The organism is Xanthomonas sp. 10-10, from assembly GCF_040182365.1.
Lineage (GTDB): Bacteria > Pseudomonadota > Gammaproteobacteria > Xanthomonadales > Xanthomonadaceae > Xanthomonas > Xanthomonas arboricola_F.
The window spans coordinates 488,770-514,307 of record NZ_CP144460.1; the positions used below are offsets into that span (position 1 = coordinate 488,770).

Annotated in this window: 23 protein-coding genes; 12 read left to right on the forward strand and 11 right to left on the reverse strand. The window is 66.5% G+C overall.

Annotated features, from left to right (window positions below; all coding sequences use genetic code 11):
• Positions 1-368 precede the first annotated feature (368 nt).
• Positions 369-827, reverse strand: a complete 459-nt coding sequence (gvpU, locus tag VZ068_RS02020; protein WP_349656736.1) for a gas vesicle accessory protein GvpU — start codon at positions 825-827, stop codon at positions 369-371.
• Between the two features lie 289 nt (positions 828-1,116).
• On the opposite strand from gvpU, the gene VZ068_RS02025 reads away from it, so the two are divergent.
• The gene (locus VZ068_RS02025) at positions 1,117-1,488 is read left to right on the forward strand and encodes a hypothetical protein (protein ID WP_349656737.1); all 372 of its coding nucleotides are present in this window, start codon (positions 1,117-1,119) and stop codon (positions 1,486-1,488) included.
• A gap of 74 nt (positions 1,489-1,562) precedes the next feature.
• Here the strand turns inward: VZ068_RS02025 and VZ068_RS02030 are convergent, their stop codons facing one another.
• The 6 genes from VZ068_RS02030 to VZ068_RS02055 form a co-directional block, all read right to left on the reverse strand.
• On the reverse strand, positions 1,563-3,143 hold the full coding sequence (locus VZ068_RS02030; protein ID WP_349656738.1) for a gamma-glutamyltransferase: 1,581 nt from the start codon (positions 3,141-3,143) through the stop codon (positions 1,563-1,565).
• Positions 3,143-4,603 carry an AtzE family amidohydrolase gene (locus VZ068_RS02035; RefSeq protein WP_349656739.1) on the reverse strand — a complete coding sequence of 487 codons (1,461 nt, stop codon included), beginning with the start codon at positions 4,601-4,603 and terminating at the stop codon, positions 3,143-3,145. The genes VZ068_RS02030 and VZ068_RS02035 overlap by 1 nt, the downstream gene beginning before the upstream one ends.
• 353 nt (positions 4,604-4,956) lie before the next feature.
• Positions 4,957-6,501 (reverse strand): adenosine deaminase, encoded by a 1,545-nt coding sequence (locus VZ068_RS02040; protein ID WP_349656740.1) that lies wholly within the window; start codon positions 6,499-6,501, stop codon positions 4,957-4,959.
• Positions 6,502-6,618: 117 nt separating this feature from the next.
• Complete coding sequence (locus tag VZ068_RS02045; RefSeq protein WP_349656741.1) at positions 6,619-7,935, reverse strand: NCS2 family permease; 1,317 nt, start codon at positions 7,933-7,935, stop codon at positions 6,619-6,621.
• A 397-nt stretch (positions 7,936-8,332) separates the two neighbouring features.
• Complete coding sequence (locus VZ068_RS02050) at positions 8,333-9,292, reverse strand: PDR/VanB family oxidoreductase (protein WP_349656742.1); 960 nt, start codon at positions 9,290-9,292, stop codon at positions 8,333-8,335.
• Positions 9,293-9,309: 17 nt separating this feature from the next.
• Complete coding sequence (locus VZ068_RS02055) at positions 9,310-10,362, reverse strand: aromatic ring-hydroxylating dioxygenase subunit alpha (RefSeq protein WP_349656743.1); 1,053 nt, start codon at positions 10,360-10,362, stop codon at positions 9,310-9,312.
• A 126-nt stretch (positions 10,363-10,488) separates the two neighbouring features.
• Between VZ068_RS02055 and VZ068_RS02060 the strand changes: the two genes are divergently transcribed.
• Together VZ068_RS02060 and VZ068_RS02065 are read left to right on the forward strand one after the other, a co-directional pair.
• A complete protein-coding gene (locus VZ068_RS02060) occupies positions 10,489-11,406 on the forward strand; it encodes a LysR family transcriptional regulator (protein WP_046962928.1) in 918 nt (305 codons plus the stop codon).
• A 405-nt stretch (positions 11,407-11,811) separates the two neighbouring features.
• Positions 11,812-12,618 (forward strand): TatD family hydrolase, encoded by an 807-nt coding sequence (locus tag VZ068_RS02065; RefSeq protein ID WP_349656744.1) that lies wholly within the window; start codon positions 11,812-11,814, stop codon positions 12,616-12,618.
• A 260-nt stretch (positions 12,619-12,878) separates the two neighbouring features.
• On the opposite strand, the gene VZ068_RS02070 is transcribed toward VZ068_RS02065, so the two are convergent.
• Together VZ068_RS02070 and VZ068_RS02075 are read right to left on the reverse strand one after the other, a co-directional pair.
• Positions 12,879-13,547, reverse strand: a complete 669-nt coding sequence (locus tag VZ068_RS02070; protein ID WP_349656745.1) for a hypothetical protein — start codon at positions 13,545-13,547, stop codon at positions 12,879-12,881.
• Between the two features lie 606 nt (positions 13,548-14,153).
• Complete coding sequence (locus tag VZ068_RS02075) at positions 14,154-15,062, reverse strand: LysR family transcriptional regulator (RefSeq protein WP_349656746.1); 909 nt, start codon at positions 15,060-15,062, stop codon at positions 14,154-14,156.
• 97 nt (positions 15,063-15,159) lie between these two features.
• Between VZ068_RS02075 and VZ068_RS02080 the strand changes: the two genes are divergently transcribed.
• Complete coding sequence (locus VZ068_RS02080; RefSeq protein WP_349656747.1) at positions 15,160-16,434, forward strand: MFS transporter; 1,275 nt, start codon at positions 15,160-15,162, stop codon at positions 16,432-16,434.
• A 1-nt stretch (position 16,435) separates the two neighbouring features.
• On the forward strand, positions 16,436-16,816 hold the full coding sequence (locus VZ068_RS02085; RefSeq protein WP_259159685.1) for a VOC family protein: 381 nt from the start codon (positions 16,436-16,438) through the stop codon (positions 16,814-16,816).
• A 101-nt stretch (positions 16,817-16,917) separates the two neighbouring features.
• Here VZ068_RS02085 and VZ068_RS02090 read toward each other — a convergent pair whose 3' ends face one another.
• The gene (locus VZ068_RS02090) at positions 16,918-17,346 is read right to left on the reverse strand and encodes a MerR family transcriptional regulator (RefSeq protein WP_349656748.1); all 429 of its coding nucleotides are present in this window, start codon (positions 17,344-17,346) and stop codon (positions 16,918-16,920) included.
• Positions 17,347-17,435: 89 nt separating this feature from the next.
• On the opposite strand from VZ068_RS02090, the gene VZ068_RS02095 reads away from it, so the two are divergent.
• The 6 genes from VZ068_RS02095 to purU all read left to right on the forward strand — a co-directional run bounded on the left by VZ068_RS02095 (position 17,436) and on the right by purU (position 23,433).
• Positions 17,436-18,362 (forward strand): alpha/beta hydrolase, encoded by a 927-nt coding sequence (locus VZ068_RS02095; protein ID WP_349656749.1) that lies wholly within the window; start codon positions 17,436-17,438, stop codon positions 18,360-18,362.
• A 427-nt stretch (positions 18,363-18,789) separates the two neighbouring features.
• Positions 18,790-19,671 (forward strand): NAD-dependent protein deacetylase, encoded by an 882-nt coding sequence (locus tag VZ068_RS02100; protein WP_349656750.1) that lies wholly within the window; start codon positions 18,790-18,792, stop codon positions 19,669-19,671.
• A gap of 48 nt (positions 19,672-19,719) precedes the next feature.
• A complete protein-coding gene (locus VZ068_RS02105; protein ID WP_349656751.1) occupies positions 19,720-20,850 on the forward strand; it encodes an NADH:flavin oxidoreductase/NADH oxidase in 1,131 nt (376 codons plus the stop codon).
• Between the two features lie 39 nt (positions 20,851-20,889).
• Positions 20,890-21,765 (forward strand): NAD(P)-dependent oxidoreductase, encoded by an 876-nt coding sequence (locus VZ068_RS02110; protein WP_259159381.1) that lies wholly within the window; start codon positions 20,890-20,892, stop codon positions 21,763-21,765.
• 206 nt (positions 21,766-21,971) lie between these two features.
• Positions 21,972-22,364 (forward strand): XVIPCD domain-containing protein, encoded by a 393-nt coding sequence (locus VZ068_RS02115; protein ID WP_259159379.1) that lies wholly within the window; start codon positions 21,972-21,974, stop codon positions 22,362-22,364.
• A gap of 217 nt (positions 22,365-22,581) precedes the next feature.
• Positions 22,582-23,433 carry a formyltetrahydrofolate deformylase gene (gene purU / locus VZ068_RS02120; protein ID WP_349656752.1) on the forward strand — a complete coding sequence of 284 codons (852 nt, stop codon included), beginning with the start codon at positions 22,582-22,584 and terminating at the stop codon, positions 23,431-23,433.
• A gap of 308 nt (positions 23,434-23,741) precedes the next feature.
• Here purU and VZ068_RS02125 read toward each other — a convergent pair whose 3' ends face one another.
• Positions 23,742-24,641: an AraC family transcriptional regulator gene (locus VZ068_RS02125; RefSeq protein ID WP_349656753.1), complete on the reverse strand. Its 900-nt coding sequence runs from the start codon at positions 24,639-24,641 to the stop codon at positions 23,742-23,744.
• Positions 24,642-24,736: 95 nt separating this feature from the next.
• Here VZ068_RS02125 and VZ068_RS02130 point away from each other — a divergent pair, with 95 nt between their 5' ends.
• Positions 24,737-25,495, forward strand: a complete 759-nt coding sequence (locus tag VZ068_RS02130; RefSeq protein WP_349656754.1) for an SDR family oxidoreductase — start codon at positions 24,737-24,739, stop codon at positions 25,493-25,495.
• Positions 25,496-25,538: the final 43 nt, after the last annotated feature.

Below are 25,538 nucleotides of genomic sequence, written 5' to 3' on the forward strand. Positions count from 1 at the left end.
CATGCGTCGTCGCAAGCCTGGGGGCTCCGCATCCACGCGCTGCGCGATGCGCGCGCACAGCGGCGTGCCGAGCTTGATCCAGCAAGAGAGAGTCGAACACGAAAAGGCGTAAAGAACCCTGGCTTCAGTCATAGTCCGGCGCGCGGCTCGCACTGGTCCACTGCTTTAACCGGACACAACAACTGGATGCCACCGGCATACCGGCAGGTGGCAACGCGGCAGCCATGCGGCGATCGCTGATTTGAAACGATGGCGGCAACGCAGGCAGCTTGGGCCGTTGCGTGGCGCTGGAGCATGCGTGGCGATCTGTACAACGGTGCGATGTGAGGTGGCGAGCACCTCACACCAGCGCGGGGAGCGTGCCGGGCTTAATCTGCCGACAGCGATCCCAGCGTAAAGCCGGACACGGCATTCACCTTGCCGCGCCAGAGCACACCACGGTTGCTGGGCAGCGGCTGTCCACCGGGTGAGAAGCAACGCGATTCGATCAGGTGAATGAACTGCGGCGGCTTGCTGCTTTGCTGCGCATCGTCCTCGGTGTCGTAGATGCTGGCGTGGCTGGCAAACGCGCGACGGATATCCTCTTTTTCCTCCGCATCGCCGGGATAGGCAGCAGAGAATTCCTGTGCAAATGCCTCGAAGTACTGCTTCCCGCTGACAAGCTGGCCGGACACGATGATGCCTTCGACAAACAGCGTGATGCCGAACTGCACGTTCGAGGTATTGACGCTGGCGACCAGCTTCTGCAGATACCAATCCACGCTCTGGCCGTCGAACGCCAGTTTGACGTCTTCCAGGCTCGGTTGATTGTCGTCTTGCTCTGTCATGTGGCTCTCCTTGGTGGAAGGTCTAACGCGTATGTCGAAATAAGCGTGACGACGTGCCTGCGCATCGCCCCGCATGCCCAAGAAAGCAAGTGCGTCCTGTCCAGTGAGTGAGTACCGCGGTTGGGTCCGCTATCGTCGCCTTGGAGAGCATGTCCAGAGTCTATGACATGTTTCCCTTGTTGGCCCGCCCTGGCTGGAGTCTTGATCCTCGGCGCTAGCGTGTGCTGCGGCACCACTGCATCATCCCGCGCACCACTGCTGGCGCCACAGGCCGGGCAAAAGATCTTGCATGTCGACCCTCACGTCCAAGTTGAGTCGACCCCGCAGAGCGAAAGATCGAGCGAACTTACTCGTCACGAGGCTTGCGGATTGGGTGGCTGCAATGGATGCAACGAGTGGCAAACGGATGGGCGAATGCGATCCAGAATATATCGATATGAGCAACATGCTTGTGGCAGTTGCGACAACGATAGAAGGTAGAGGCATAGCCGAGGATGAAAGAAAGCATTACAACAAAAATTCCATGGTCCCTGCCTGCTATAAGCAGGGCAGCCCCAAGCGTCAGTGTGAGAAAGAAGGTGATGCGAAGCACCGCAAAGAAATGCCATGCAGCGCTAAGAATCTTCAAAGACGGTTTCATCGTAAATTTGGTTCAGGTTGAGCGCTTCCTTGGCCAACTAGGTATGACGCTATCATGAAGTTGCTTCGGGAAAAGCTGTTAAATGTGTGAAGCCATCACCATCCAGCCACCGCCCCATCCGATCGCGGATCGCTTGCTCCGCTGATCACGCCGTCGACCTCGCGGACCAACGCGCCAGCATGTCCCATCACCGAGGTATATGCAGGACAAAGCTCCACTGCATGTCCGGCATCGCGTAGTGCCTGCACCACGGCCGGGTCGAAGCGGTCTTCCAGCTTCAACGTGGTGCTGTCTTCGCCCCAGGTGCGGCCGAGCAGCCAGCGCGGTGCGGTGATGGCCTGCTGCAGCGGCATGCCGTAACGGGCGTAACGCGAGAACAGCGCTGCCTGGGTCTGCGGTTGGCCTTCGCCGCCCATGGTGCCGTAGGCCATGACGCGGCCGTCGTCGAAGGTGGCCAAGGCGGGGTTGAGGGTGTGGAACGGTTTGCGTCCCGGGGCCAGGGCGTTCCAGCCGTCGGGGGCGAGACGGAAGCTGCAACCGCGGTTCTGCCAGGTGATGCCGGTGCGTGGCAGGACCAGGCCGGAGCCGAATTCGAAGTAGGTGGACTGGATGCAGCTGACCGCGCGGCCATGCGCGTCGATGGCGCCGAACCAGACGGTGTCGCCGGCCTGCGATGGCTGCGGCCAGGGCAACGCGGTGGTCATGTCGATGCGAGCGGCCAGCGCATCGAGCGCGGCGCTGTCGTCCAGCAGCGCCTGTGCATCGAGCGACATCCAGGCCGGGTCGCCGATGTGCGCATCGCGGATCAGGAAGGCCTGTTTGGTGGCTTCGATCAATCCATGCAGATGCGTGTAGCTGTCGGGCTGGCCGGCATGCAGGCGTTCGAACAAGGCCAGGATCAGCAGCGAGGCCAGGCCTTGCGTAGGCGGTGCATGGTTGTACAAGCGCGCCCCCGTAACGGCCACCGATAGCGGAACGCTGGCCTCGGCGGTATGCGTGGCCAGGTCGTCGGCGTGCAGCGGGCTGCCGAGCGCCTGCAGATCGGCGGCGATGTCGGCCGCCAGCGCGCCGCGATAGAAACCGTCCAGCCCATCGCTTGCCAGCCGCTGCAGGGTGCGCGCGAGCTGCGGCTGCTGCAGCACCGCGCCTTCGTGCAGGGGCGCGCCACGCGGCTCGAAGATGCGCGCATACGCACCGGGCAGGCAGCGCAGTGCATCGCCCTTGCTGGCGGCAACCTGCGCACCGCCCAGGGTGACGGGGACGCCTGTGTCGGCGTGATGGATGGCCTCTTGCAGCAACTGCGGCAAGGGAAGTGCGCCACCGCCGTGCTGCAGCGCCAGCGCCCAGCCGGAGACGGTGCCGGCCACGGTGTTGGCTGCGCCAGGGCCGCGCCAGGGGATCTGCGTGTGACCGCGATAGAAGTCCAGCGTGGCGGCCTGCGCGGCGCGGCCGCAGGCATCGATGGCGTGCACGCGGCCATCGGGCTCATGGATCAGCCAGAAGCCATCGCCGCCGATGCCGGTCATGTGCGGATACACCACGGCCAGGCAGGCGGCGGTGGCGACAGCCGCTTCGATGGCGTTGCCGCCGGCACGCAGGATGTCGCGACCGGCCTGCGCGGCCAGATGGTGCGGGGCGACGACCATGCCGCGGCGCGCGCGCAGGGTATGCAGCATCAAGGTGTCTCCGGTGGCGCGTTGAAGGCGAGCAGGCCGTCGCGCTCGAGTTGCGCGGCGAGTGCGAACAGGCGGTCTTCGCGGCCGGGTGCGGCGATCAACTGCACGCCCAGCGGCAGCCGCCCCGGACGCGGCAACGGTGCGGCCAGCACCGGGCAGCCGGCCAGGCCGAGCGGTTGGGTGAAGATGCCGAGATTGGCGCGCGCAGACACGGGCAGGCCATCGATCAAGATGGTGTCCTGATCGATCCGTGGCGCAACGCAGGGCACGGCGGGGGCGATCAGCACGTCCACGTCGTCCCATAGCTGTTGCATGGCTGCGCGAAACCACTGCGCGAAGCGCTGTACATCGGCCACCGCGCTGGCCGGCAGCTGCAGGCCGGCGAACAGGCGGTCGCGCGTGGCCGGGTCGAATTGATCGCCGTGCGTACCCAGCGCTGTGCGATGGCGATGGCCGCCTTCGGCCGCAGTGAGCACGAAGGCCGCGGCGCGGGCGCGTTCTGCTTCCGGCAATTGGATGTGCGTGGTGCTGTTGCAGGCGGTCAGCAAGGCGCCGATGCCAGCATCCAGCTCGAAATCGAGATTGCGCTGAAACCAGCCGCCGAGTCGGGCGATACGCAGGTTGGCGACGTTGCAATGACGCAGCGCATGGCCATGCATGACCTCGTAGACGCGGCGCAGATCGGCCACGGAGGTGGCGAACGGGCCGACCACATCCAGCGCATCGACGAACGGAAAGACCCCCTCCAGCGGCAACGCACCGTGGGTTGGGCGCAGGCCGTACACGCCGCACAACGCGGCCGGCACGCGGATGGAACCGTTGGTGTCCGAGCCCAGCGCAAACGGCACCAGCCCAGCCGCGACCGCCGCTGCCGAGCCACCCGACGAGCCGCCGGCCAGATGCCGGTGATCGTGCGGGTTGGCGGTGGTGCCGTAATGCGCGTTGACGGTGGCAAAGCCGTAGGCGAATTCGTCCATGTTGGCGGTGCCCACCAGCACCGCACCGGCATCGCACAGGCGCTGCACCACCGCCGCATCGCGGACGGCAGGGGCGCACTGCGCGCGGATCACCGCACCGGCGGTGGTGACCTGGCCGGCGACGTCGAACAGGTCCTTGACCACGAACGGCACCCCGGCCAACCCACCGCCATCGCTGCCACCGGCCAGTGCGGCCTGCACCCGCGCCGCATCGGCAGCGGTGCGTGCGGGTAGCAGGCGGGTGATCGCGCACAACCGGTCGTTGGCCTGGTTGATGCGCGTCAGCGTCTGGGTGGCATGACGTGCGGCCAGCGTGGGCTGGCTGCGGGTGGTGCTGACGATCGCTGCGATCTGGCCGCGCGTGGTGGCTGCGTCCGGCGATGCGGGACGTGGAGCGACGAAGTTGGCGAGTAATTGCGCGTGGCCGCGTAGGACCTCGCTATTGCGATCGATGCCGGCCTGCCACTGCGCTGGGAGTTGCATGGGTCACCTTGGGTTGCTGGGGAAGCGGCGGGTATGCGGTGCGGTGCTTGACCGCGGCGCCTGCGGCTGTGGGGCCAGGCGACGCTGCGGACGCACGATCAAAGCACGCCGCGGCGGGAAAGTGCGGCGGTTTTGTCTCAGTGCGTCCGGTTCGGGCCTGCCGACCCATCCGATGGGGGAAGCATTGGGCGCAATGCGTGCCCGATAAGTGGGGAATGTCCGGAGTACTGGCGGCATGCCGGTGAGACACTGCGCTGTGGTCGTGGGAAGCACCGCAGTGCGGCGACGATGGGGCGGGCGTCGCATCACAGCAGCATGCCTGCGTCGTGCGTTTGATGGGGATGGTGTCGGCCTTAGTTACGTTGCGCCAGCAGCGTGCGCTCGTACTGCGCAAGATCGGTTTCCAGCTGCCATTGCAGACGTGCCTTTTCGCTGGCCTTGCGGAATTGGCTGCAGGCCGCGTCGTCGGTGTCGTGCTGCAGCGCTGCCGCACAGTCCGGCACGGTGGCGCCCTCGGCGGTCCACAGGCTGGCGCCGGGCAGAAAGCTGTAGGTCAGGCCATTGCGTGCCAGCTGCTTGAGGGTCGAGTAGTCGATGGCTTGCTCCTGCATCGCGCGCTGATACTCGTACGTCATGTCCGCACGCGAGACGCCGGCATCATCGGTGGAAAGCACCACCGGCACACCGGCGCGCAGATACATCGCCAGCGGATGCGCGGCGCCCTTGACGCCCAGAATCACATCGTTGCTGGTGAGGTTGACCTCCACCGCGACCTGTTTGCCGTGCATCTGTTGCAGCAGCCCATTGGCATCGTCTTCATAGGGCAGGTCCACCCCATGTCCGATGCGCCGCGCCCCGGCGTCCACGGCCTGGCGGATATGCGAGCGCAGCTGCGCCGGCGGCACCAGCCCCAGCGTCAGCTCGCCGGCATGCAGGGACAGCGGCACCCCCGGATAGTGCGTGGCGAAGAAGCGGAACATGGCCATGTGCCGGGTGTAATCGGCCAATGCCACCGGGTTGTCCTCGGGCGCGACGATGTTCACCGCCACTGCGCGGCTGCCGCCGGCAGCGATCAGCGCATGCGCCAGCGCCATCTGCCCGAACACCATCGGTTGCGGCAGGACGCGCAGCACATACGGCACGTAGCGGTAGCTCACCCGGCAGCCGGGGCGCGCATCGGCCTGGTCGCAGCGCAGGACGCGGCGCACCTGCGTGTCGGTGGCAGCCAGCTCGCGTTGCGCGGCCTGCACCAGCGGCGGCAGGGCGTCCTGCAGGGCGCGCAGGTTGGCGGCATCGTCATCGCCATTCCACGGCAGCGACTGCATGCGCTGTGCGGCCTGCGCCATCTGCGGCGGGTTGGCGATGATCTCCACATACGGCACGCGGTCGCGTGCGGCCTGATCGAGCACTGCGGCCACGGTGTCTGCCACACGTACACGCACTACCGCGTCGAACTTGCCGAAGGTGCTGAAGAACTGATCATGCCCGGTGGGTTGGGTCGTACTGGGCAGGAACTTGCGCATCGACAACGCATCGACCACCCGGCCGTACAAGTCTGCATTGCGCGCAGCCAGGTTGCGGGCGGGCTCCTGGCCCTTGCCGCACGGCGCGGCGCGCAGGCTCAGGTCGTCCAGCTGCACGCAGGCGCCGTCTTCGCTGGCCCAGTGCAGATAGTTCTCGGCATACACCGAACCGGAGAGGTGGTTGTGTAGGTCGCCGCCCTTGGGCATGGCCTGCAGCCATGCGCGCAATTGCGCAGGTTGCGCGGCCGCGTCCCGAAACAGCTGCGCCACCTGCTGCTCGCGTTGTTGCGCAGGCACCTGCACCGGGCGTGCGAGCGTCATGCCGGGCAACAAGGTGCACAAGCCGAGGATCAGACAGCGATAACGATGTGGCATGCGGTGAGCTCTGAGAGTGAGACGGCGGCGTTGCGCCGCCGCCGGTTGCGATGCAGCTTGCCGCGCGGCGCGTTGGGTGGCCAGTGGGAGGAGCAGAAAACTCCCGCGGCGCCTCGCTCACTCCAGCGCATAGCGCAGCACGAACAGGCCGGCAATCGCCCAGGTGGCCGGATGCACGGCGCGCCAGCGGCCGCTGCCCAGCTTCAGTGCCGCATAGGTGATGAAGCCGAAGGCCAGGCCGGTAGCGATGGAGTAGGTGAGCGGCATGGCCAGCATGCAGATCGCGGCCGGTAACGCGTCGCCGACGTCGTCCCACTGGATCTGCGTGCACTCGCGCAGCATCACCGATGCCAGGTAGATCAGCGCCGGAGCGGTGGCATACGCCGGCACCATCGCCGCTACTGGCGAGAACAGCAGTGCCAGCAGAAACAGCGCTGCCACCACCAGTGCGGTGAGCCCGGTACGCCCACCCACCTGTACACCGGCAGCGCTCTCCACGTACGCGGTGGTGCTGGAGGTGCCGAGCAGCGAGCCGGCCAGGATGGCGGTGCTGTCGGCGAGCAGGGCGCGGTCGAACCGGCGACGGTGCGCCTGCGTGTGCAACAGGCCGGCGCGCTGGGCCACGCCCATCAAGGTGCCGGTGGCATCGAACATTTCCACCAGCACGAACACCAGCACCACGTGCAGCACGGCGGTCAATGCGCCACCGCTGCCATGGCCTTGCAAGGCGCCGGCAATGTCCAGCTGCAGCAGCGTCGGCGCCAGGCTTGGCGGCAGCGACAGCACGCCCTGGTAGTGCACCAGACCCAGCGCCAGTGCCGCGACGGTGACCGCCAGGATGCCAAGCAACATCGCTCCGCGCACGCGGCGCACCTCCAGCACGCCGATCAGCAGCAGCCCCGCCAGCGCAAGCAAGGGCTCGGGCCGATGCAGGTCGCCCAGGGTCACCAGCGTCTGCGGATGCGCCACCACCAGGCCGGCCTTCTGCAAGCCGATCAACGCCAGGAACAGGCCGATGCCCGCCGCAATCGCGCTGCGCAACGGGGCCGGGATGCCGTCCACCAGCCAGCGCCGCGCGCCGGTGACGCTGAGCAGCAGGAACACGCAGCCGGATACGAACACCAGCCCCAGCGTCTGCTGCCAGCTGTAGCCAAGCGTGCCCACCACGGAGAACGCGAAAAATGCATTCAAACCCATGCCCGGCGCCATGCCGATGGGGTAGTTGGCCAGTACGCCCATCAGCAGCGAGCCGAGCGCGGCAGCCAGGCAGGTCGCCACGAACACCGCGCCGTGCTCCATGCCGGTGGTGGCCAGAATGTCGGGGTTGACGAAGACGATGTAGGCCATCGTCAGGAAGGTGGTGGCGCCGGCCAGGACCTCCGTGCGCACGCTGCTGCCATTGGCAGCCAGCGCAAATCCGGGCCAGCGCCTCATCGGACGCTCCGGCAACGGTGGGGGAGGGCGATCACACACACGACCATCGGCAGACATCTCATTGGCACAGGGGGGCACGCGCGGTCGCTGCGCAGACGCGCGGGCCGAACATCTTGCACTGCGCAACGGCAATTGCCACGGACCTTGGGCACGGAATGCGTGGCCAGCGCAATGCCTGTTGTGCAGCGCAGTGGCATGATCGCCAGCGCCTGGCGCGGCTGCGCCCGCGTTGCCTTGTGCATGCAGCAACCGCATCGTGCAAGACGATGCGCGGCCCACGCCCATCCAACAGGCCACTGCAACGTTGGCGGCTGCTTCGCGCTGCGGCGTGACCGGCATCAGCCACCTGCGCGCCCGCTGTCGTCCTGCCTGCGCAGGCGCAACACACGCGCAGTGCTCAAAGATCCAGCACCAGGCGTGACGAACGGCTGCGCGAGCAGCACAGCGTGATCTGGGTGTTGGCGGCATGCTCGCTGTCGCTGAGCACGCTGTCGCGATGATCCGGGGTCCCGGCAAGCACGCCGGTCAGGCAGGCGCCGCACATGCCTTGCTCGCACGATAGCGGTACCTCGATACCGGCAGCGAGCAAGGCGCTGGCGATGCTGCAATCGGCCGGCACCTGCACCACGCGACCACTGGCAGCCAGCTCCACCTCGAAGGCGCTGTCGGCGTCATGCGCAAGGCCGGCATTGGCGGCAGCGAAGTGTTCGCGGTGCAGCTGCGCGTCAGCCCATCCATGCGTCCTGGCCAGCTGCGTGAAGTGGTCCATGAACGCGGCCGGCCCGCACAGATACAGTTGTTCGTGCGCGCCTGCCTGGACAAGCGCGTCGGGCACATGCACGCGCGGGCTTTGCCCGCCATCGCTCAGATGCACATGCACCTGCCCGTGGGCGAAGCCTTGTTGCAGCCGCTGCACGAAGGCCACGTCGGCATGCCGGCGCGCGTAGTAGTGCAGCACGAATGGCTCGCCGCGCACCTCCAGCGCCTCGGCCATCGACAGCAGCGGGGTGATGCCGATGCCGGCGGCGAGCAGCACATGCCGCTCGCCCGGATGCAGCGGGAACAGATTGCGCGGGCTGGAAATCTGCAGGCGATCGCCGGCGCTGAGTTGCTCGCACAGGTGTCGCGAGCCGCCGCGCGAGGCATCGGCCAATTTGACGCACAGCAGATAGTGATCGCGCACATGCGGCGCGCTGGCGATCGAATACTGGCGGATCAAGCCATCGGGCAGGTGCAGGTCCACATGCGCGCCGGCCTCGAACGCGGGCAACTCGCTGTCGATCGGTTCCAGCCGGATCGCACGCTGGCGGTGGCCTTGCTCGGCCACTGCGGCCACACGCACTTCATGCAGGCTCATGGCGCGCTCCTTGGCGGTCAACGCAGGAAGAAGTCGCTGTAGCCCTGGCTGCGCAGGCCACGGCGGTAGGCGATCGAACTGCGATCGGCCGGGATGTGCACCTCCAGCAGCGGGTCCAGCGGCAGGTATTCGGGGCGCTGCGCCTCGACCATGGCGCGGTCTTCCTCGAACACGCGCAGGTTGAAGGCGTGCACGTCCTCCACCGGCAGATGGGTGTCGAAATTGCGCGCGATCGGCACCAGCAGGCGGGTCTTGTGCTTGGACACCGGGCTGGCCGCATTCATGATCACCAAGCGCTTGCCAGGCACCGGGAAGTGGATGGTGAGCGTTGCGGTGAACGGCAGATGCACCTCGAAATGGCGTAACCACTGGAAATCCGGCGCCACCTCCGGCAACGGCATGTCCACCGAATAGTTCGCCACGCTGCTGAGGTAATCGGCATTGAAGCCGGTCGGCGTCTCGGTGGTGGTGTAGGCCGGCACCTCGCGCTTGTCCGGCTGGGCAAAGGTGGCGGTGTGCACGAAGGCGAAATGCGCCACATCGATGAAGCCTTCCAGCTGGCGCGCGGCGCTGCCGCCGATGTCGAAGGCCGGGCAGACGATCTGCTGAAAGCCTTCTTCGTCCCAGCCGGGCATTGGTGGAATCTGCACCTCGGCTTCGCTCACCCCGGCCGGCTTGGCCAGGCATACCCAGATCAAGCCGTAGCGCTCGGCCACCGCATAGGTGTGCAGGCGCATCTTGGCCGGGATGTTCTGATTGGGACTGGCCGGGATGTGATTGCAGCGCCCGCCCGCGCCGAAGCGCAGCCCGTGGTAGGCGCAGACCACGCCGCCGCCATCGGCGGTGCCCATGCTCAGCGGCACGCCGCGGTGCGGGCAGACATCGCGCGCGGCCACCAGCTCGCTGCCCAGCCGGTACAGCACCAGCGGCTCGTCCAGCAGGGTGGCCTTGAACGGCGCCTCGCTCACCTCGCTGCTCAGTGCCACCGCGTGCCAATGCTGGGCCAGGCGCTGCCAGTCGGCGGCTTCGAAGGTGCAGTGCAGCGGCAGGGCGGGAACGGCGACATCCATGGGGCGGTCTCTGGCGTGAGGCGGGAGCAGTGCCGGATTGACTCTAGGAAGCCGGGGGTGTGTTATCAAACATCGATTTTCAGCCAAGCCATTGCAAAAAATGCAACGCCAACCGGGCTCCGCCACATGCTGACCTTTTCCCGCTTCACCCGTTATTTCATCGAAGTGGCCCGCTGCGGCAGCATCCGCAAGGCCTCGGAGGTGCTGCATGTGTCGGCCTCGGCGATCGACCGGCAGATCCTCAAGGCCGAGGAAGAGCTGGGCGCGCAGCTGTTCGAGCGCCTGCCCGGCCGGCTGCGGCTGACCGCCGCCGGCGAGCTGTTGCTGGTGGATGTGCGCGGCTGGGAGAAGGCCTACGCGCGCACCCTGGAGCGTTTCGACGAGCTCAAGGGGCTGCGCCGCGGGCACGTGGAGATCGCCATGATCGACGCGCTCAGCGAGGGCGTGGTGCCGGCGGCGGTGGCCGCGCTGGTGCAGGAGTACCCCGGCATCACCTTCAACCTGTCCACCGCGCGCAACCAGCGGGTGATGGAAATGGTGACCTCGGCCGACGTGGACATCGGCCTGCTGCTGGACCCGGTGAGCAGTGTGGACCTGGAAGTACGCGCATTTGCCGACATCCCGCTGGGCATCGCGATGCCGGTCGGCCACCCGCTCAGCACCCGCACCGAGCTGCAGCTGAGCGAAACGCTGGAGCATCGCCTGCTGCTGCCGGCCGCGCCGTTGATCGTCGGCGAGCATGCCAAGGTGCTGTACCAGCGCCAGCACATCGACGTGAAGCGGCTGACTCACTGCAACGACGTGCGCACCTTGCGCGGGCTGGTGCGCGCCGGTGCGGGCGTGGGGCTGATGTCGTGGCTGGACGCCGCGCCCGACGTGGCCGACGGGCGACTGGCGTTCGTGCCGTTCCGTCAGCACCTGACCAAACCGATGACGCTGGCCTTGTGCGTGGCCCCGCAGCGTCAGCTCTCGCGCTCGGCGCAGCTGGCGATCCAGGCGCTGGCGGCGAAGATCGATGCGATGGCGGTGCCGGTGGTTGGCTGAGCGTGCTGCGCAAGCGGCCCTCACCCCTGCCCCTCTCCCGCAGGCGGGAGAGGGGAAAGGCACGGCGTTCGCGCAGGCCGATGGCATGCAGGTGTCGCGGACCGCATGCAGATCCCGTCATGGAGAACGTGTCGTGGAGATCCAGATCCCGTCGTGGATGTCCCTTCTCCCGCCTGCGGGAGGAGGCGCCCGCAGCGCGGGGGGACGCACGGCGTTCGCGCAGGCCGATGGCATGCAGGTGTCGCTGACCGCATGCAGATGCCGTCATGGAGAACCTGTCGTGGCGATCCAGATCCCGTTGTGGATGTCCCTTCTCCCGCCTGCGGGAGAAGGTGCCCGCAGGGCGGATGAGGGCAACGCCCACCCAGTACAATCGCATCTGCTCTTTCAGGCGACACCCGCACCATGCAGTTGATCGATATCGGCGCCAACCTCACCCATGATTCCTTCGATCGCGACCGCGATGCCGTGCTGCAACGCGCACGCGAGGCGGGTGTGGCGCAGTTGGTGATCACCGGCGCCAGCCGCGAGCATTCGCCGCTGGCCCTGCAACTGGCGCAACAACATCCCGGATTCCTGTATGCCACCGCCGGCGTACACCCGCATCACGCCGTGGAATTCACCGCCGAGTGCGAGGCCGAAATGCGCACCTTGCAGGCGCATCCGCAGGTGGTGGCGGTGGGCGAATGCGGGCTGGATTACTTCCGCGATTTCGCGCCGCGCCCGGCACAGCACAAGGCCTTCGAGCGCCAGCTGCAACTGGCTGCCGACAATGGCAAGCCGCTGTTCCTGCACCAGCGCGATGCGCACGAGGACTTCCTGTGCATCATGCGCAGCTTCGAGGGCAAGCTGGGTGCGGCCGTGGTGCATTGCTTCACCGGCACGCGCGAAGAGCTGTTCGCCTATCTGGACCGCGATTACTACATCGGCATCACCGGCTGGCTGTGCGACGAACGCCGCGGCGCGCATCTGCGCGAGCTGGTACGCAATATCCCCGCCAACCGTTTGATGATCGAAACCGACGCGCCCTACCTGTTGCCGCGCACGCTCAAGCCCATGCCCAAGGATCGCCGCAACGAGCCGATGTTTCTGTCGCATATCGTCGAAGAACTGGCGCGCGACCGCGGCGAAGACGTCGCCGTGACCGCCGCCAACAGCACCGCTGCGGCACGTGCGTTTTTCCGTTTGCCGGCCGCTCAACCGGACAGCTGAAGACACACTCGGGCCTGGGCTGCCGCATTGGCGAACTGGCGCAACGCGGAAGGGAGCGGGCTGGCGATCGATACCATCGCGTGCTGTTGCGTGCATGCACGGCGCTGCCGCATCGGTGGCGCAGTGCATGGCGCGATGGCAGCAAGCGGACCTGCGGCGCTCGTCCACCAGCCCGGCAGCGGGCAGGGCATGCATGGCGGAAGTGGCACCGATCCGGCTCGATAGCGCGTTGAAATACGACGCCCGCGCGTTGCCGTCGCTTACGCAGCCAGCAGTTCCCAGCCCTGCGCATCGCGTAGCCGCAGGCCCGGTTGCGGTGCATCGACACAGACCCGCAAGCCGTCGGCCCACGGCAGTTGACGCTGTTGCGGGAACCAGCGCCGGCGCTGGTCCACCACGATCAACAGGCCATGATCGTCGCCCAGCGCGGCAAAGCCCTCCACGGCTGGCGCAAACGGCTGTACGCCAAAATGATGGGCCACGCTGCTGGTCACTGCATCGACATCATTGCTGGGCAAGCCGATTTCGCTCAGGCACAGCAATTCTTCGCCGTGGAACTCGCCCTTGCCGGTCGCCACATCGTGCAGCGCAGCGCGCGCGATCAGCTCCAGCACCGCACCATCCGGGCCGGCGAAATACACCGACTGCGATTGCCACACCCCGTCCAGGGCGAAGCGCTGGCGGCCCTGCGGGTCGGCGAGCAGCGTGGCGCGTGCGCCGATCCATCGCGCTGCGGCCTCGAAGCGTGAGGGCGCGACATTGAAGGCCAGATGCACACTGCCGACCGGATGTTGCGCCTGCACGCAGTCCAGCGTGGTCCAGCCGATGTGGACGGTGTCGCCGTGCAACGGCAGCTGCAGCACATCGCGATAAAAACGCCGGGTCAGTGCCGGATCCAGGCAGGGCAGCAGGAGATGACGAAGATACATGGCACTCGGATCGATGGAAGAGGCCCGCATTGAACAACCTCAATCGTAGTTGAGGTCAAGCGCTGCCACTGGAAGTCGGCGCAGATGCTGCTGCGTCGTGTCAGGCTGGGCGGGCTGCGCGTCGTCGGTCGTGGCGATGAGTTCTCGCAGAGCGACATCTTGCGGTGGCGTGTGCACCTGCAATTACAGCGATGGCCTTGGATCGATCGATCTCGCCTGCCATCCTGATCGGGGCGTGGCTTTTCGCACGTGCAGCGTGCACTGATGCGTTCAGGCAAGAGCGTGACACGACACGGTGCACCGGTAACGTTGTCCTTCGATCAGGGGCCGACCAGGCGCGGCAAACAGAACTGCTGCGCTCACTGCTGGGCGAGCACGGCCGCTGCTCGGCGCGGCGTGGATCACTCGGACAACCGTGCTGCCTGTGCGCCATCCACACCCAGCTCACGAGTGCTCGCCACGGTTGCGCAGCCGCTTGTCGGTGCTTACCCATGCTCCCCGCAATGTGTGCGATGCAGTCAGAACCGGCGCATCCAGCACGCCACCACCGCGCAACGGTCATTGCCCAACCGCCGGGATCACGCATGCCAGCTCCACCAGTGGCGATCACTGGCTTACCTCATCGGCAGTGATCAGTTCCGCCAGCGCCCATAGATGTCGCACCAGCGGAGTGCTGTCCAGCGCACCCGGCGCAACCGCCAGGGCCAGACGGGCCAGCGGCATGCGCCCTTCGATATCGAGGTAGCGCACCCCGGGACGCTGCAGTTGTGCGGTGGAGGCGGGCACCACCGACACGCCCAGTTCGGCGGCGACCAGGTTGATGATCGACGACATCTGCGGCGCCTCCTGGGTGATGCGCAAGGTCACGCCCGACTCGCGGCAGGCGGCGAGGATTTCGTCGTACAGGCTGGAGCCGAAGCTGCGCGGAAACAGGATGAACGGCTCGCCCGCCAGCGCCGCCAGCGGCGCGCTGTTGTGGGCCGCCAGCGGATGCGCCGCCGGCACCGCGATCTTCATCGGCTCATCGGCAAAGCGCAGCAGCTGCAGGTCCGGTGGCGTGCTCAAGCCGTAGCGGACGAATGCCGCATCCAGGCGGCCATCGGCCAGGCCCACCAGCAGGCTGGCGGTGTTGGTTTCTTCCAGCAGCAGTTCCACCTGCGGCCATTGCCGGCGGAAATCGCGGATCAGGCGCGGCACCACCGGACTGAAGGCGGCCGAGGCGGTGAAGCCCATGCGCAAGCGGCCGGATTCGCCGCGCGCCACACGCCGGGCGGTTTCGGCGGCGCGCTCCACATCGGCCAGCACCCGGCGCACTTCGCCGAGAAAGGCCTCGCCGGCTGGCGTCAGCTCCGCACCACTATGGGTGCGGCGGAACAGCGGCGTGCCCAGCTCGCGCTCCAGCGTCTGGATCTGCTGGCTCAGCGGCGGCTGGCCGATACCCACCCGGGCAGCGGCACGGGTGAAATTGCCTTCCTCGGCAACCGCCAGGAAATAGCGCAGGTGACGCAACTCCATGGTATCTGTTCTGCATATGGAAACTGCCAGCATCATATATTGGACAGGGGGTGGTCGCAGGCGAATACTTCCCGTCCCCGGTCTCATCCAGATACCCGTGCCTGCTTCCGACTCTCGCTCCAGCGCCCCGCCGGCCACTGCCGCCGTTCCCGAGATCGCTGCGCCCGCCACCGGCCGCATCCGGCTGGCCTTGTTCCTGGCCGGCTTTGCCACCTTCTCGCTGCTGTACAGCGTGCAGCCGGTGTTGCCCGAGTTCGCGCGGGTCTTCGGCGTGGATGCGGCGGTCGCCTCGTTGCCGCTATCGCTGGCCACCGGCGGGCTGGCAGTGGCGATCTTCTGCGCCGGTGCAGTCTCGGAAAACCTGGGGCGGCGCGGCTTGATGTTCGCCTCCATCGCGCTGGCTGCGGTGCTCAACCTGGTCTCGGCGTTCCTGCCGCACTGGGGCGCGCTGGTGGTGGTGCGTACCCTGTCCGGTATCGCGTTGGGCGGCGTGCCCGCGGTGGCGATGGTGTACCTGGGCGAAGAACTGCCGGCCAACAAACTTGGCGCGGCCACCGGCCTGTACGTGGCCGGCAATGCATTCGGCGGCATGACCGGGCGCATCATGATGAGCGTGCTGACCGACCACACCGATTGGCGCACCGCACTGGCGCTCTTGAGCGGATTCGACCTGCTGTGTGCCTTCGCATTCGTGTGGCTGCTGCCGCCGTCGCGCCATTTCGTGCGCCGGCACGGGGTCAACCTGCGGTTCCATCTGCATGCCTGGGCGGGGCATCTGCGCGATCGCAACCTGCCGTGGTTGTTTGCGTTGCCGTTTCTGTTGATGGGCGTGTTCGTCAGCCTCTACAACTACGCGGGGTTTCGCTTGGGCGGGCCGGAATTTGGCCTGAGCCAGAGCCAGATCGGCATGATCTTCAGCGCCTATGTGTTCGGCATCGTCAGCTCATCGGTGGCTGGGGCCGCGTCGGATCGCTTCGGCCGTGGGCCGGTGGTCAGTGCCGGCATCGTGCTGTGCGTGCTCGGCGTGGCATTGACGCTGGCGCATGCGCTGGCGCTGGTGGTGGGCGGCATCGTGTTGCTGACGATCGGCTTTTTCATCGCGCATTCGGCGGCCAGCGCCTGGGTGAGCCGGCTCGGCGGCGCGCACCGCAGTCATGCCGCCTCGCTGTATCTGCTGGCCTATTACGCCGGCTCCAGCGTGATCGGTGCGCTCGGCGGCTGGTTCTGGCAACACGGCGGTTGGGCCGGGCTGGTCGGCATGTGCCTGACCCTGCTGGTGCTGGCGCTTGCCGCCGCGCATGTGTTGCGCCAACGCGCCGATGATGCACGCCCGTATGGCCGGTTTGCGCCGCATCCTGCGCGTGGCGAATGACATGCAGATCGAGCGGCTCGACCATCTGGTGCTCACCGTTGCCGACGTGCAAGCCACCTGCGATTTTTATGCGCGCGTGCTCGGCATGCAGGTGGTGAGTTTTGGTGAAGGGCGACGTGCGCTGGCCTTCGGGCAACAGAAGATCAACTTGCACGCCGCCGGGCGCGAGTTCGAACCCAAGGCGCGGTTGCCGACGCCCGGATCGGCAGACCTGTGCCTGATCACCACAACCCCACTGCAGCAGGCGCAGGACCACATCGCCGCTGCCGGTGTCGCCATCGAGCAGGGGCCGATTCAGCGTACCGGCGCAACCGGCGCGTTGTTGTCGGTCTATTTCCGCGATCCGGACGGCAACCTGATCGAGGTCAGCAACCTGCTGTAGCGGCCGATTGCTGTGCCGTGTGTGCGCTGTGCGAGGTGGCAGGTGGCAGGTGGCGCGATGCAAGCAACCTTGAAGCGATGGCTGTCGCTCACCCTTCCGATCTAGCGTGCCCGCTTGCTGCGCGCCGTCTGCGCTGCAGAAGGCGGCGCGGCGATCGCATCGGCCGCACCCTGTGCCAGGGTTTCCAGCAGGCGCCCACGCCGCCGTTCCAGATCGGCCAGCTGGCGCTCGATCTGCTGCAGACGCGCGCGATGCGCAGGTGCGGTTTCCGGGCACATCTGCGCGCCTTCCACCAGGCGCATGCAATCGGGAAACCGGAGAATGTCGTCCAGGCTGAAGCCAGTGGCGATCAGCCGCTGGATCTGCCGCACCTGTGCAACGCAGGCAGCGGGAAACACCCGGTAGCCATTGGCGCTGCGCGCGGACGTCAGCAGGCCGCGCGCGTCGTAGTGACGGATCGAACGCACGCTGGCGCTGGTCTGCAGAGCCAGTGCGCCAATGCGCAGCGAGGGTTCGGGAGGCGTTGCCATGCGCCAAGCATACGTTGCAAGCACTGCTTGACCCTCACATTGGTGTCAGGCTGGAGGATGGACGCTCTCATTGCCTGGAGCTCACTTCGATGCCTGTTCGCTTCTTCCCGGTCATCGGCATGCTGCCGCTGCGCTACGCGCTGGCGTGCCTGTTGCTGTTTTCTTCAACGCTGGCCGCGGCGGTCACCCCTGCTTCGCGCAGTTACGCCGTAACCGCGCCCGATGGCGTCACCCTGGCCGTGCAGGAGCACGGCGCCAGCGATGCTCCGGCGATCGTGTTCGTGCACGGCCTGCTCGGTAGCCGCATCAATTGGGACGCGCAGCTGGCCGATGCGCGCCTGCAAGGCTATCGATTGATCACCTACGACCTGCGTGGGCACGGCTTGTCCGGCAAGCCGACTGCAGCGTCGGCCTATCGGGACGGCATGCGCTGGGCCGACGATCTTGATGCCGTGCTGAAAGCGGCAAAGACGCCAGACGCGGTGCTGGTCGGTTGGTCGCTGGGCGCAGCCGTCGTCACGAACTACCTCGCACGTTACGGCGATGAAGGGCTTGGCGGGGTGGTGTATGTCGACGGCGTGATCGAATTCCGCGCGGAACAGCTGGGCTCGCATCCGGCGATCTATCGCGATCTGGTCTCCGACGACTTGCGCACGCATCTGCAGGCGGTGCACGACTTCCTGCGGCTGTGCTTCGCCACCCAACCGTCTGCGCCGGTCTTCGAGACATTGCTGGCCAACGCATCGCTGGCCTCCTGGGACATGCAGCGTGCCGTGCAAGGCATGTCGATCGATCTCGCCGGCCTGCAGCGCACGCGCCTGCCGGTGTTGCTGGTGTATGGCGCGCGCGATGCGCTGGTGACTGCCGAGCCGACGCTGGCGCGTGCACGGCAATTGCAGCCGCGTGCGCAGATCCGCCTGTATCGGCAGGCAGGCCATGCCCCGTTCCTGGAAGAAAGCGCACGCTTCAATCGGGATCTTGCGCAGTTCATGGAGCAGGCTGGCGTTGCGCAGTGAGTGCAATGGGCAGCGGCCGGATTACGTGGTGAGGGGTGCGCGTGTGCAATGACAGGCGATGATGCGCCGCGCTCGTACAACCGGCGTGTCGGTAAGCGCAAGGCCCTCTTGCCGGCTGCTGCAATCCTGGGTGGCGGCCCCTGCTGTGACGGCGTGCCACCCTCCAGGCGGTTGCTTGGAATCGACCATCCCGGCCCCAATGTCATGGACTCGCTGACGGCAGCACGCGTGGGCATTTCGGCTGCATCCAGCGCCTTCGGCAGCGCGTACTAGATGCTGAGCCGTGCCGCTGACGCAGTGCACTGCAATCCACACGGTTCACCGCATCATCGAGCACGCGTGCGCTGCAGTCGTTCCGGTAGAGCTTGTAATGCGTTGCGCGCCGTATGTGTCTGCAAGGTGATCCCATGGCAATTGGAGTTGTTCGATGACCGCTGTCCTAGCCCAAGCCGACAACGCGCTGCAGGCGTTCATCGAGCGCCACCAGCGCCTGTTCGTGCTCTCCGGCGCCGGTTGCAGCACCGACTCGGGCATTCCCGATTACCGCGATCTGCAAGGCGGCTGGAAGCGTCCGCAACCGGTGACGTTCCAGGCGTTCATGGGCGAGCTGTCCACGCGCCAGCGCTATTGGGCGCGCAGCCTGGTCGGCTGGCCGCGTTTCGGGCTGGCGCAGCCCAATGCCACCCACCACGCACTGGCCGCGCTTGAAGCGCGCGGCCAACTGGAACTGCTGCTGACCCAAAACGTCGATCGCCTGCATCAGGCGGCCGGCAGCCAGGCGGTGATCGACCTGCACGGCCGGCTCGATGTGGTGCGTTGCATGGGCTGCGAGCGGCGCATGCCGCGGACCGAGTTTCAGCTGCTGCTGGAGCGAGACAACCCCGGCTGGGCTGCGCTGGACGCGGCGCAGGCGCCCGACGGCGATGCGGATCTGGACGACGTCGCCTTCGAGACCTTCGTGGTGCCGCCGTGCCCGGCATGTGGCGGCGTGCTCAAGCCGGACGTGGTGTTCTTCGGCGAGAACGTGCCGCGCGAGCGTGTGGAGCGTGCCTTCGCGCACTTGCAGGCCGCCGATGCGGTGCTGGTGGTGGGTTCGTCGTTGATGGTGTATTCGGGCTTTCGCTTCGTGCAGACTGCCGCGCGCAACGGCCTGCCGATCGCCGCGCTCAATTTCGGGCGTACCCGCGCCGACGACTTGCTCAGCCTGAAGGTGGAGCAGTCGTGCGCGCAGGCGCTGGCCTTTCTGCGGCAGCCGCCTGACCCGCCGCAGAGTGTGCCGGCCAGGTACGACAGTGCGCGCTCTGCATGACGCAGTGATCCATCGCAGCGGTTGTGCGGCGGCGCGCGGCGCAGTGCAATGGGCACCCCCACCTCGCGTCTGGATGTTGCCTTGAGCCAGTTGTTCACCCCCATCGCCTTCGGCCCGCTCGTGCTCGCCAACCGCATCGTGATCGCGCCGATGTGTCAGTACTCCGCACAGGACGGCCGCGCCAGCGATTGGCATCGCATCCATCTGGGCACGCTGTCGCAATCGGGCGCGGGCCTGTTGATCCTGGAGGCCGCCGCGGTGCTGCCAGAAGGGCGCATCAGCTACGCCGATCTGGGCTTGTACGACGACGCCACCGAGCGGGCGCTGGATGAGGTGCTGCAGTCGGTGCGGCGCTGGTCGCCGATGCCGTTGGGCATCCAGCTCGCGCATGCCGGCCGCAAGGCATCGACCGATGTGCCGTGGAAGGGCGGGCAGGCCATCGCCCCCGATCAGGCGCATGGCTGGCAGACCGTGTCTGCCTCGGCGCAGCCGTTCCAGCCGGGCAAGCCCGTACCGCAGGCGCTGGATGAGGCCGGGATCGATACGGTGGTTGCCGCGTTCGTCACTGCGGCAACGCGCGCCGAACGTCTGGGTCTGGATCTGATCGAGCTGCATGCCGCACACGGGTATCTGATGCATCAGTTCCTGTCGCCGCTGAGCAATCAGCGCGACGATGCCTATGGCGGTTCGCTGGAAAACCGCATGCGCTTGACGTTGCGCATCTTCGATGAGGTGCGTGCGGCGGTGTCCGGGCGCATCGCGGTCGGCGTGCGCATCTCGGCCACCGACTGGGTGGAGGGCGGCTGGGATCTGGAGCAGAGCATCGCCTTGTCCAAGGTGCTGGATGCGCGCGGCGCGCATTACATCCATGTCTCCAGCGGCGGACTGGATCCGCGCCAGCAGATTCCGGTGCAGGCCGGCTATCAGATCCCGTTTGCGCAGGCGATTCGTGCGCAGGTCGCCACGCCGGTGATCGGCGTGGGCCTGATCACCGAGCCGGCGCAGGCCGAGGCGATCCTGCAGGACGGCCAGGCCGATGCAATCGCGCTGGCACGCGGCATCCTGTACGACCCGCGCTGGCCGTGGCATGCCGCCGCCGCGCTGGGTGCATCGGTCACGCCGGCCCCGCAGTATCTGCGCTGCGAGCCGCGCGATGCACGCGGCGTGTTCGCCAGCTGACGCACGCCACCGACGTCATACCGAAGAGGACGCACACGCATGCCGATAGGATTTCTGGGACTGGGCACGATGGGCCTGCCGATGGCGCACAACCTGCTGCGCGGCGGCTTCGAGATAAGTGTCTGGAACCGTTCGCCAGAACGCGCGCGCAGCCTGCGCGATGCCGGGGCGACGGTGGTGGATGCGCCGGTGGGCGCCGCGTGCGGCCCGCTGTTGTTCTCGATGCTCGCCGACGATGCCGCGGTCCGTCAGACCGTGCTGGACGGCGGCGTGCTGGACGCATTGCCGGCCGGCAGCGTGCACGTCAACATGGCCACCATCTCGGTGGCGCTGGCGCACGAGTTGACCGCACTGCATGCCGAGCGCGGCATCGCCTACGTCGCCGCGCCGGTGCTTGGCCGCGTCGACGTGGCCGAGGCCGGCAAGCTCAACATCCTGGCTGCCGGCGATGCTGCGGCGCTGGCGCGGGTGCAGCCGATGTTGGATGTGCTGGGGCAAAAGACCTGGCACATCGGCGATGCCCCGGAGCAGGCCAACGCGGTGAAACTGGCGGCCAATTTCTGCCTGGCCAGCGCCATCGGCGCCATGGCCGAGGCCAGCGCACTGGCGCGCGGGCATGGCGTGGACGCCACCCAGTTCCTGGGGATGCTCACCACCACCTTGTTCGCCGCACCTGCGTACCAGGGCTACGGCAAGCTCATCATGCAGCGCCAGTACACACCGGCCGGCTTCACCGCCACGCTGGGGCGCAAGGATGTGGACCTGGCCATCCAGGCCGGCGCCGACAAGCAGGTGCCGATGCCGTTGGGCGAACTGTTGCGCGCCAGCCTGGACCAGGCCATCGCGCACGGCGACGGCAACGCCGACTGGGCCGTGCTGGCAGAGGTGTCGGCGCGGCGGGCGGGACAGGCCTGATCGCGATGCAAGAGTGCGGGTGTGTCGCGCGCCTTCCTCGAAAGCGACCTGCGATGCCTCTTGCTCACCCGAACATGCAGCGGACCTTCTAAAATGCCGGCTCGTTATAGCCGCCGCTCCAGGGAGGATGCGATGCGACACCTGCATATCACGCTCGGTTCGACCGAGCGCGCACCACGCGCACCAACCTGCGCCGGTGGCGCACGATGACCGCCGAACCGGTTGTCGACCAGGGCCCGGTGGGTCCGGACCATCCCGAGCATCCGGATCACTATCTGTTTGCGCAGATCCGCGAAGCGGTGGGCGTGCTCGACGCCGAGTTGGACAAACCCACCGACGAGGCCAGCGTACGCATGGCCGCGCGCTTGCTGCCGCTGGCCAAGCAGCACGGCTTTGATCAGGTGGATTACGTGGTGCTCAGCCGCCACCTCGGCGAAGTAGGCGAGAACGTATTTCTGGTACGTGGCGAACTCTCCGACCCCGCACATCTGCGTGCGCACATCACCACCCAGGAAGCGATGGAGACCTCGGTGGAGACCTCAATGGCGCAACTGGACGAGATCAATCGCCGGCTGATGCTGCGCCTGCCGCCGCGTTGATCCTTATCGGCAGTGGCATGCGTATCGCCTTTGGCCACGCACGCCACCAGTGCAACGCCCGCCATGCGCTGATCGGCTGATCCGCAGCACGGCGGGTAACGTGCCGTCGCGCTTCTCTGCGGTGCGGCGGCCGTGTCAGTTGCGCGGCGTCGCAATGTAACAGTTACCGACGCAAGCACTGCGCCCGCGCTGCCATGCATTGGCTATCATTGCGCCGATGCGCTCCGACTACATTCTCACGCTGTCCTGCCCCGACCGCACCGGTATCGTGTACCGCGTCACCGGTCTGCTGTTCGATCTTGATTGCAACATCCTCGATGCCCAGCAATTCGGCGACGACGAAAGCGGCCGCTTCTTCCTGCGCGTGCATTTCGAAAAACCGCCGTCAACCGATATCGCTAGACTGGAACAGCAGTTTTCGGTGTTGGCAGGCGCGTTCCGGATGGAATGGCAGTTGCACGACGCGCGTCGCCGCGCGCGGCTGCTGGTGCTGGTGAGCAAGCAGGGCCACTGTCTCAACGACCTGCTGTTTCGCACCCATAGCCGGCAACTGCCGGTGGATATCGTCGCAGTGGTCTCCAACCACGCCGATTTCGCACCGCTGGCCGCGTCCTATGGCATCGACTTCCATCATCTGCCGGTGAGCGCAGACACGCGCGCCGAACAGGAAGCGCAGCTGCTCGCCTTGGTCGAGGACCTGCACATCGATCTGGTGGTGCTGGCGCGCTATATGCAGATTCTCTCGCCGGGCCTGTGCCGCGCGCTGGCCGGGCGCGCGATCAATATCCATCACAGCTTCCTGCCCAGCTTCAAGGGTGCGCAGCCGTACCACCAGGCGCACGCGCGCGGCGTCAAGATCATCGGCGCCACCGCACATTACGTCACCGAAGACCTGGACGAAGGCCCGATCATCGAACAGGACGTCGCCCGCGTGGACCACGCCATGACCCCGCGCGATCTGGTGCGCCTGGGCAGCGACACCGAGTCGCTGGTGCTGGCGCGCGCGGTACGCCGTCATGTCGAACATCGCATCGTGCTCAACGGCCATCGTACGGTGGTGTTTCGCTAGGGAGCGTTGCAAGGTCGTTGGATCCGTGTGACATATCCAGTTTGCTGACACATCGACCTACTTGGTGGCTCAGGCGTCCAGTAACGGCAGGCGCAGTTCAATTGGGCAGTCAAGGCGAATGACGTCGAAAGTGAAACTGATAAAGCCCGGCCCTTGCTGAAGCGGGGCTTCTTGCAGGAGTTCGCCCAGGCGCAGAAGTCGTCACGCATCGATGCGCCAGCGTGAGCGCATCTGCTTGCAGCTGCGGCTGTGTCTCAATGCAGCTGCGGGCGCTCGGCCTGAAGCCGCTGGATGCCTTTACAACCCGTTTACCGAACTGCAGTGCGCGCGTACTGTGATGGTGGGCTGCCAGTGTGGCGAGTAAATGCAACGCTGAAACTGCTGGCCGAGCCGTAGCCTACCCGTTGCGCTGCCTGCGCGACGCCAAGCCCTTGCTCCGACAGAAGCGTCTTGGCCAGCGCCATGCGCCATGCCAGCAGATATTCCATCGGCGCCACGCCCATCGCACCATGGAAACGCGTAAAAAACGATGACCTCGATAGTGCCGCTTCTTTGGCCAATGCGTCGATTGTCCACGCATGCGCCGGAGCACCGTGCATCGCGCGCACTGCCGCGGCCAGGCGCGCATCGGAGAGCGCGCGCACCAGGCCTGGTGTCGTATCGCCGGCTGTCAGTGAGCGTAATGCTTCGATCAACAGGACTTCCAGCAGGCGTGCAAGCACCAGCTCGCGTGCAGGTCGGTGTGCGCGTGCTTCTTCGCCAACCAGATGCACCAGCGTGGTGAGTCGCGGCTCGCCGCGCACATGCACCAGGTGTGGCAGTAGCGATACCAGGAGCGCGGCATCGGGCGAGCCGAATCTGCAGTGCCCAATCACGATGCGAAGATTCGCAGGTCCGTCCATGACGCCGATGCGGAATGTGCCATCGCCCATGTCGGTAGGTATCGTGTGCGCTTGCCCGGCCGAGGCCTGCAGGCTAGAGAGCGTGACGGCGAGCATGGCGGGCGCCAGCACAAAATCGCCGGCTTGGAGAACGTACGCCTGCCCATCCTCAAGCGCCAACCGGCACGCTCCTTCGATGACCGCGCAATAAAACGGGCCTGGGGCATCGGAGCGGTGCGCCGACCACGCACCAGCGCCAACGACAAGTTTGGAAAACTCTGCGGTTGGCCTGAGCAGCAAGACAACTTCGGCAAGCGGGTCGAGCATTGGACTCTCGCAAATGAAATTTGCACTTTAGAATATCGAAAGTACGGCTTTGGCGGCTTACGGTACACCCTTCGTCATATCACCTAGGGTGCTTCATGCAAACCGTACTCATCACTGGCTGCTCGTCCGGCTTTGGTCTGGCAACCGCCCGCTACTTCCTGGAGCGCGACTGGAACGTGGTCGCCACCATGCGCGGCCTGCGCGAGGGTCTGCTTCCTGAGTCTTCCCGTTTGAAGGTGTTGCAGCTCGATGTCACTGATGCGGTCAGCATTCAAACCGCGATCCACGCTGCTGGTGCCATCGACGTTCTCGTCAACAACGCAGGCTTCGGTGCGCCCGCTCCGCTGGAGCTGGCAAGCCTGCAGTCGGTACGCGAGCTGTTCGAAACCAACACGTTCGGCACGCTTGCGGTGACGCAAGCAGTATTGCCGCAGATGCGTGCGCGCCGCGCCGGGGTCATTGTCAACGTGTCATCGAGCGCAACGCTCAAACCCCTCCCATTGATCGGTGCATACCGCGCTGCCAAGGCCGCGGTCAATGCGCTGAGCGAATCGTTGGCCGCCGAGCTGGAGGACTTCGGCATCCGCGTACGCGTCGTCTCGCCGGGCTCATGTGGGGAGACGGATTTCCGTGCCACCGCACGCATCGGTGTTCGCGGCATCGATGACCCCGTCTATGGAACCTTTATGCAGCAAACCTTGGCGCGAATGGGCGCATCGGCCGGCCCCGGGACGCAGTTAATCGATGTCGCGCAAGCCATCTGGCGCTCTGCCACCGACCCGGCTGCGCCGATGTTCATCCCCGCAGGCGCAGATGCGGAACTGTGGGCTGCCGAAGCGGCCTTGAGTGGCTAATAAACCGCTTGGAGTGGTTAACAGCCCTCTCGAACGCCGTACC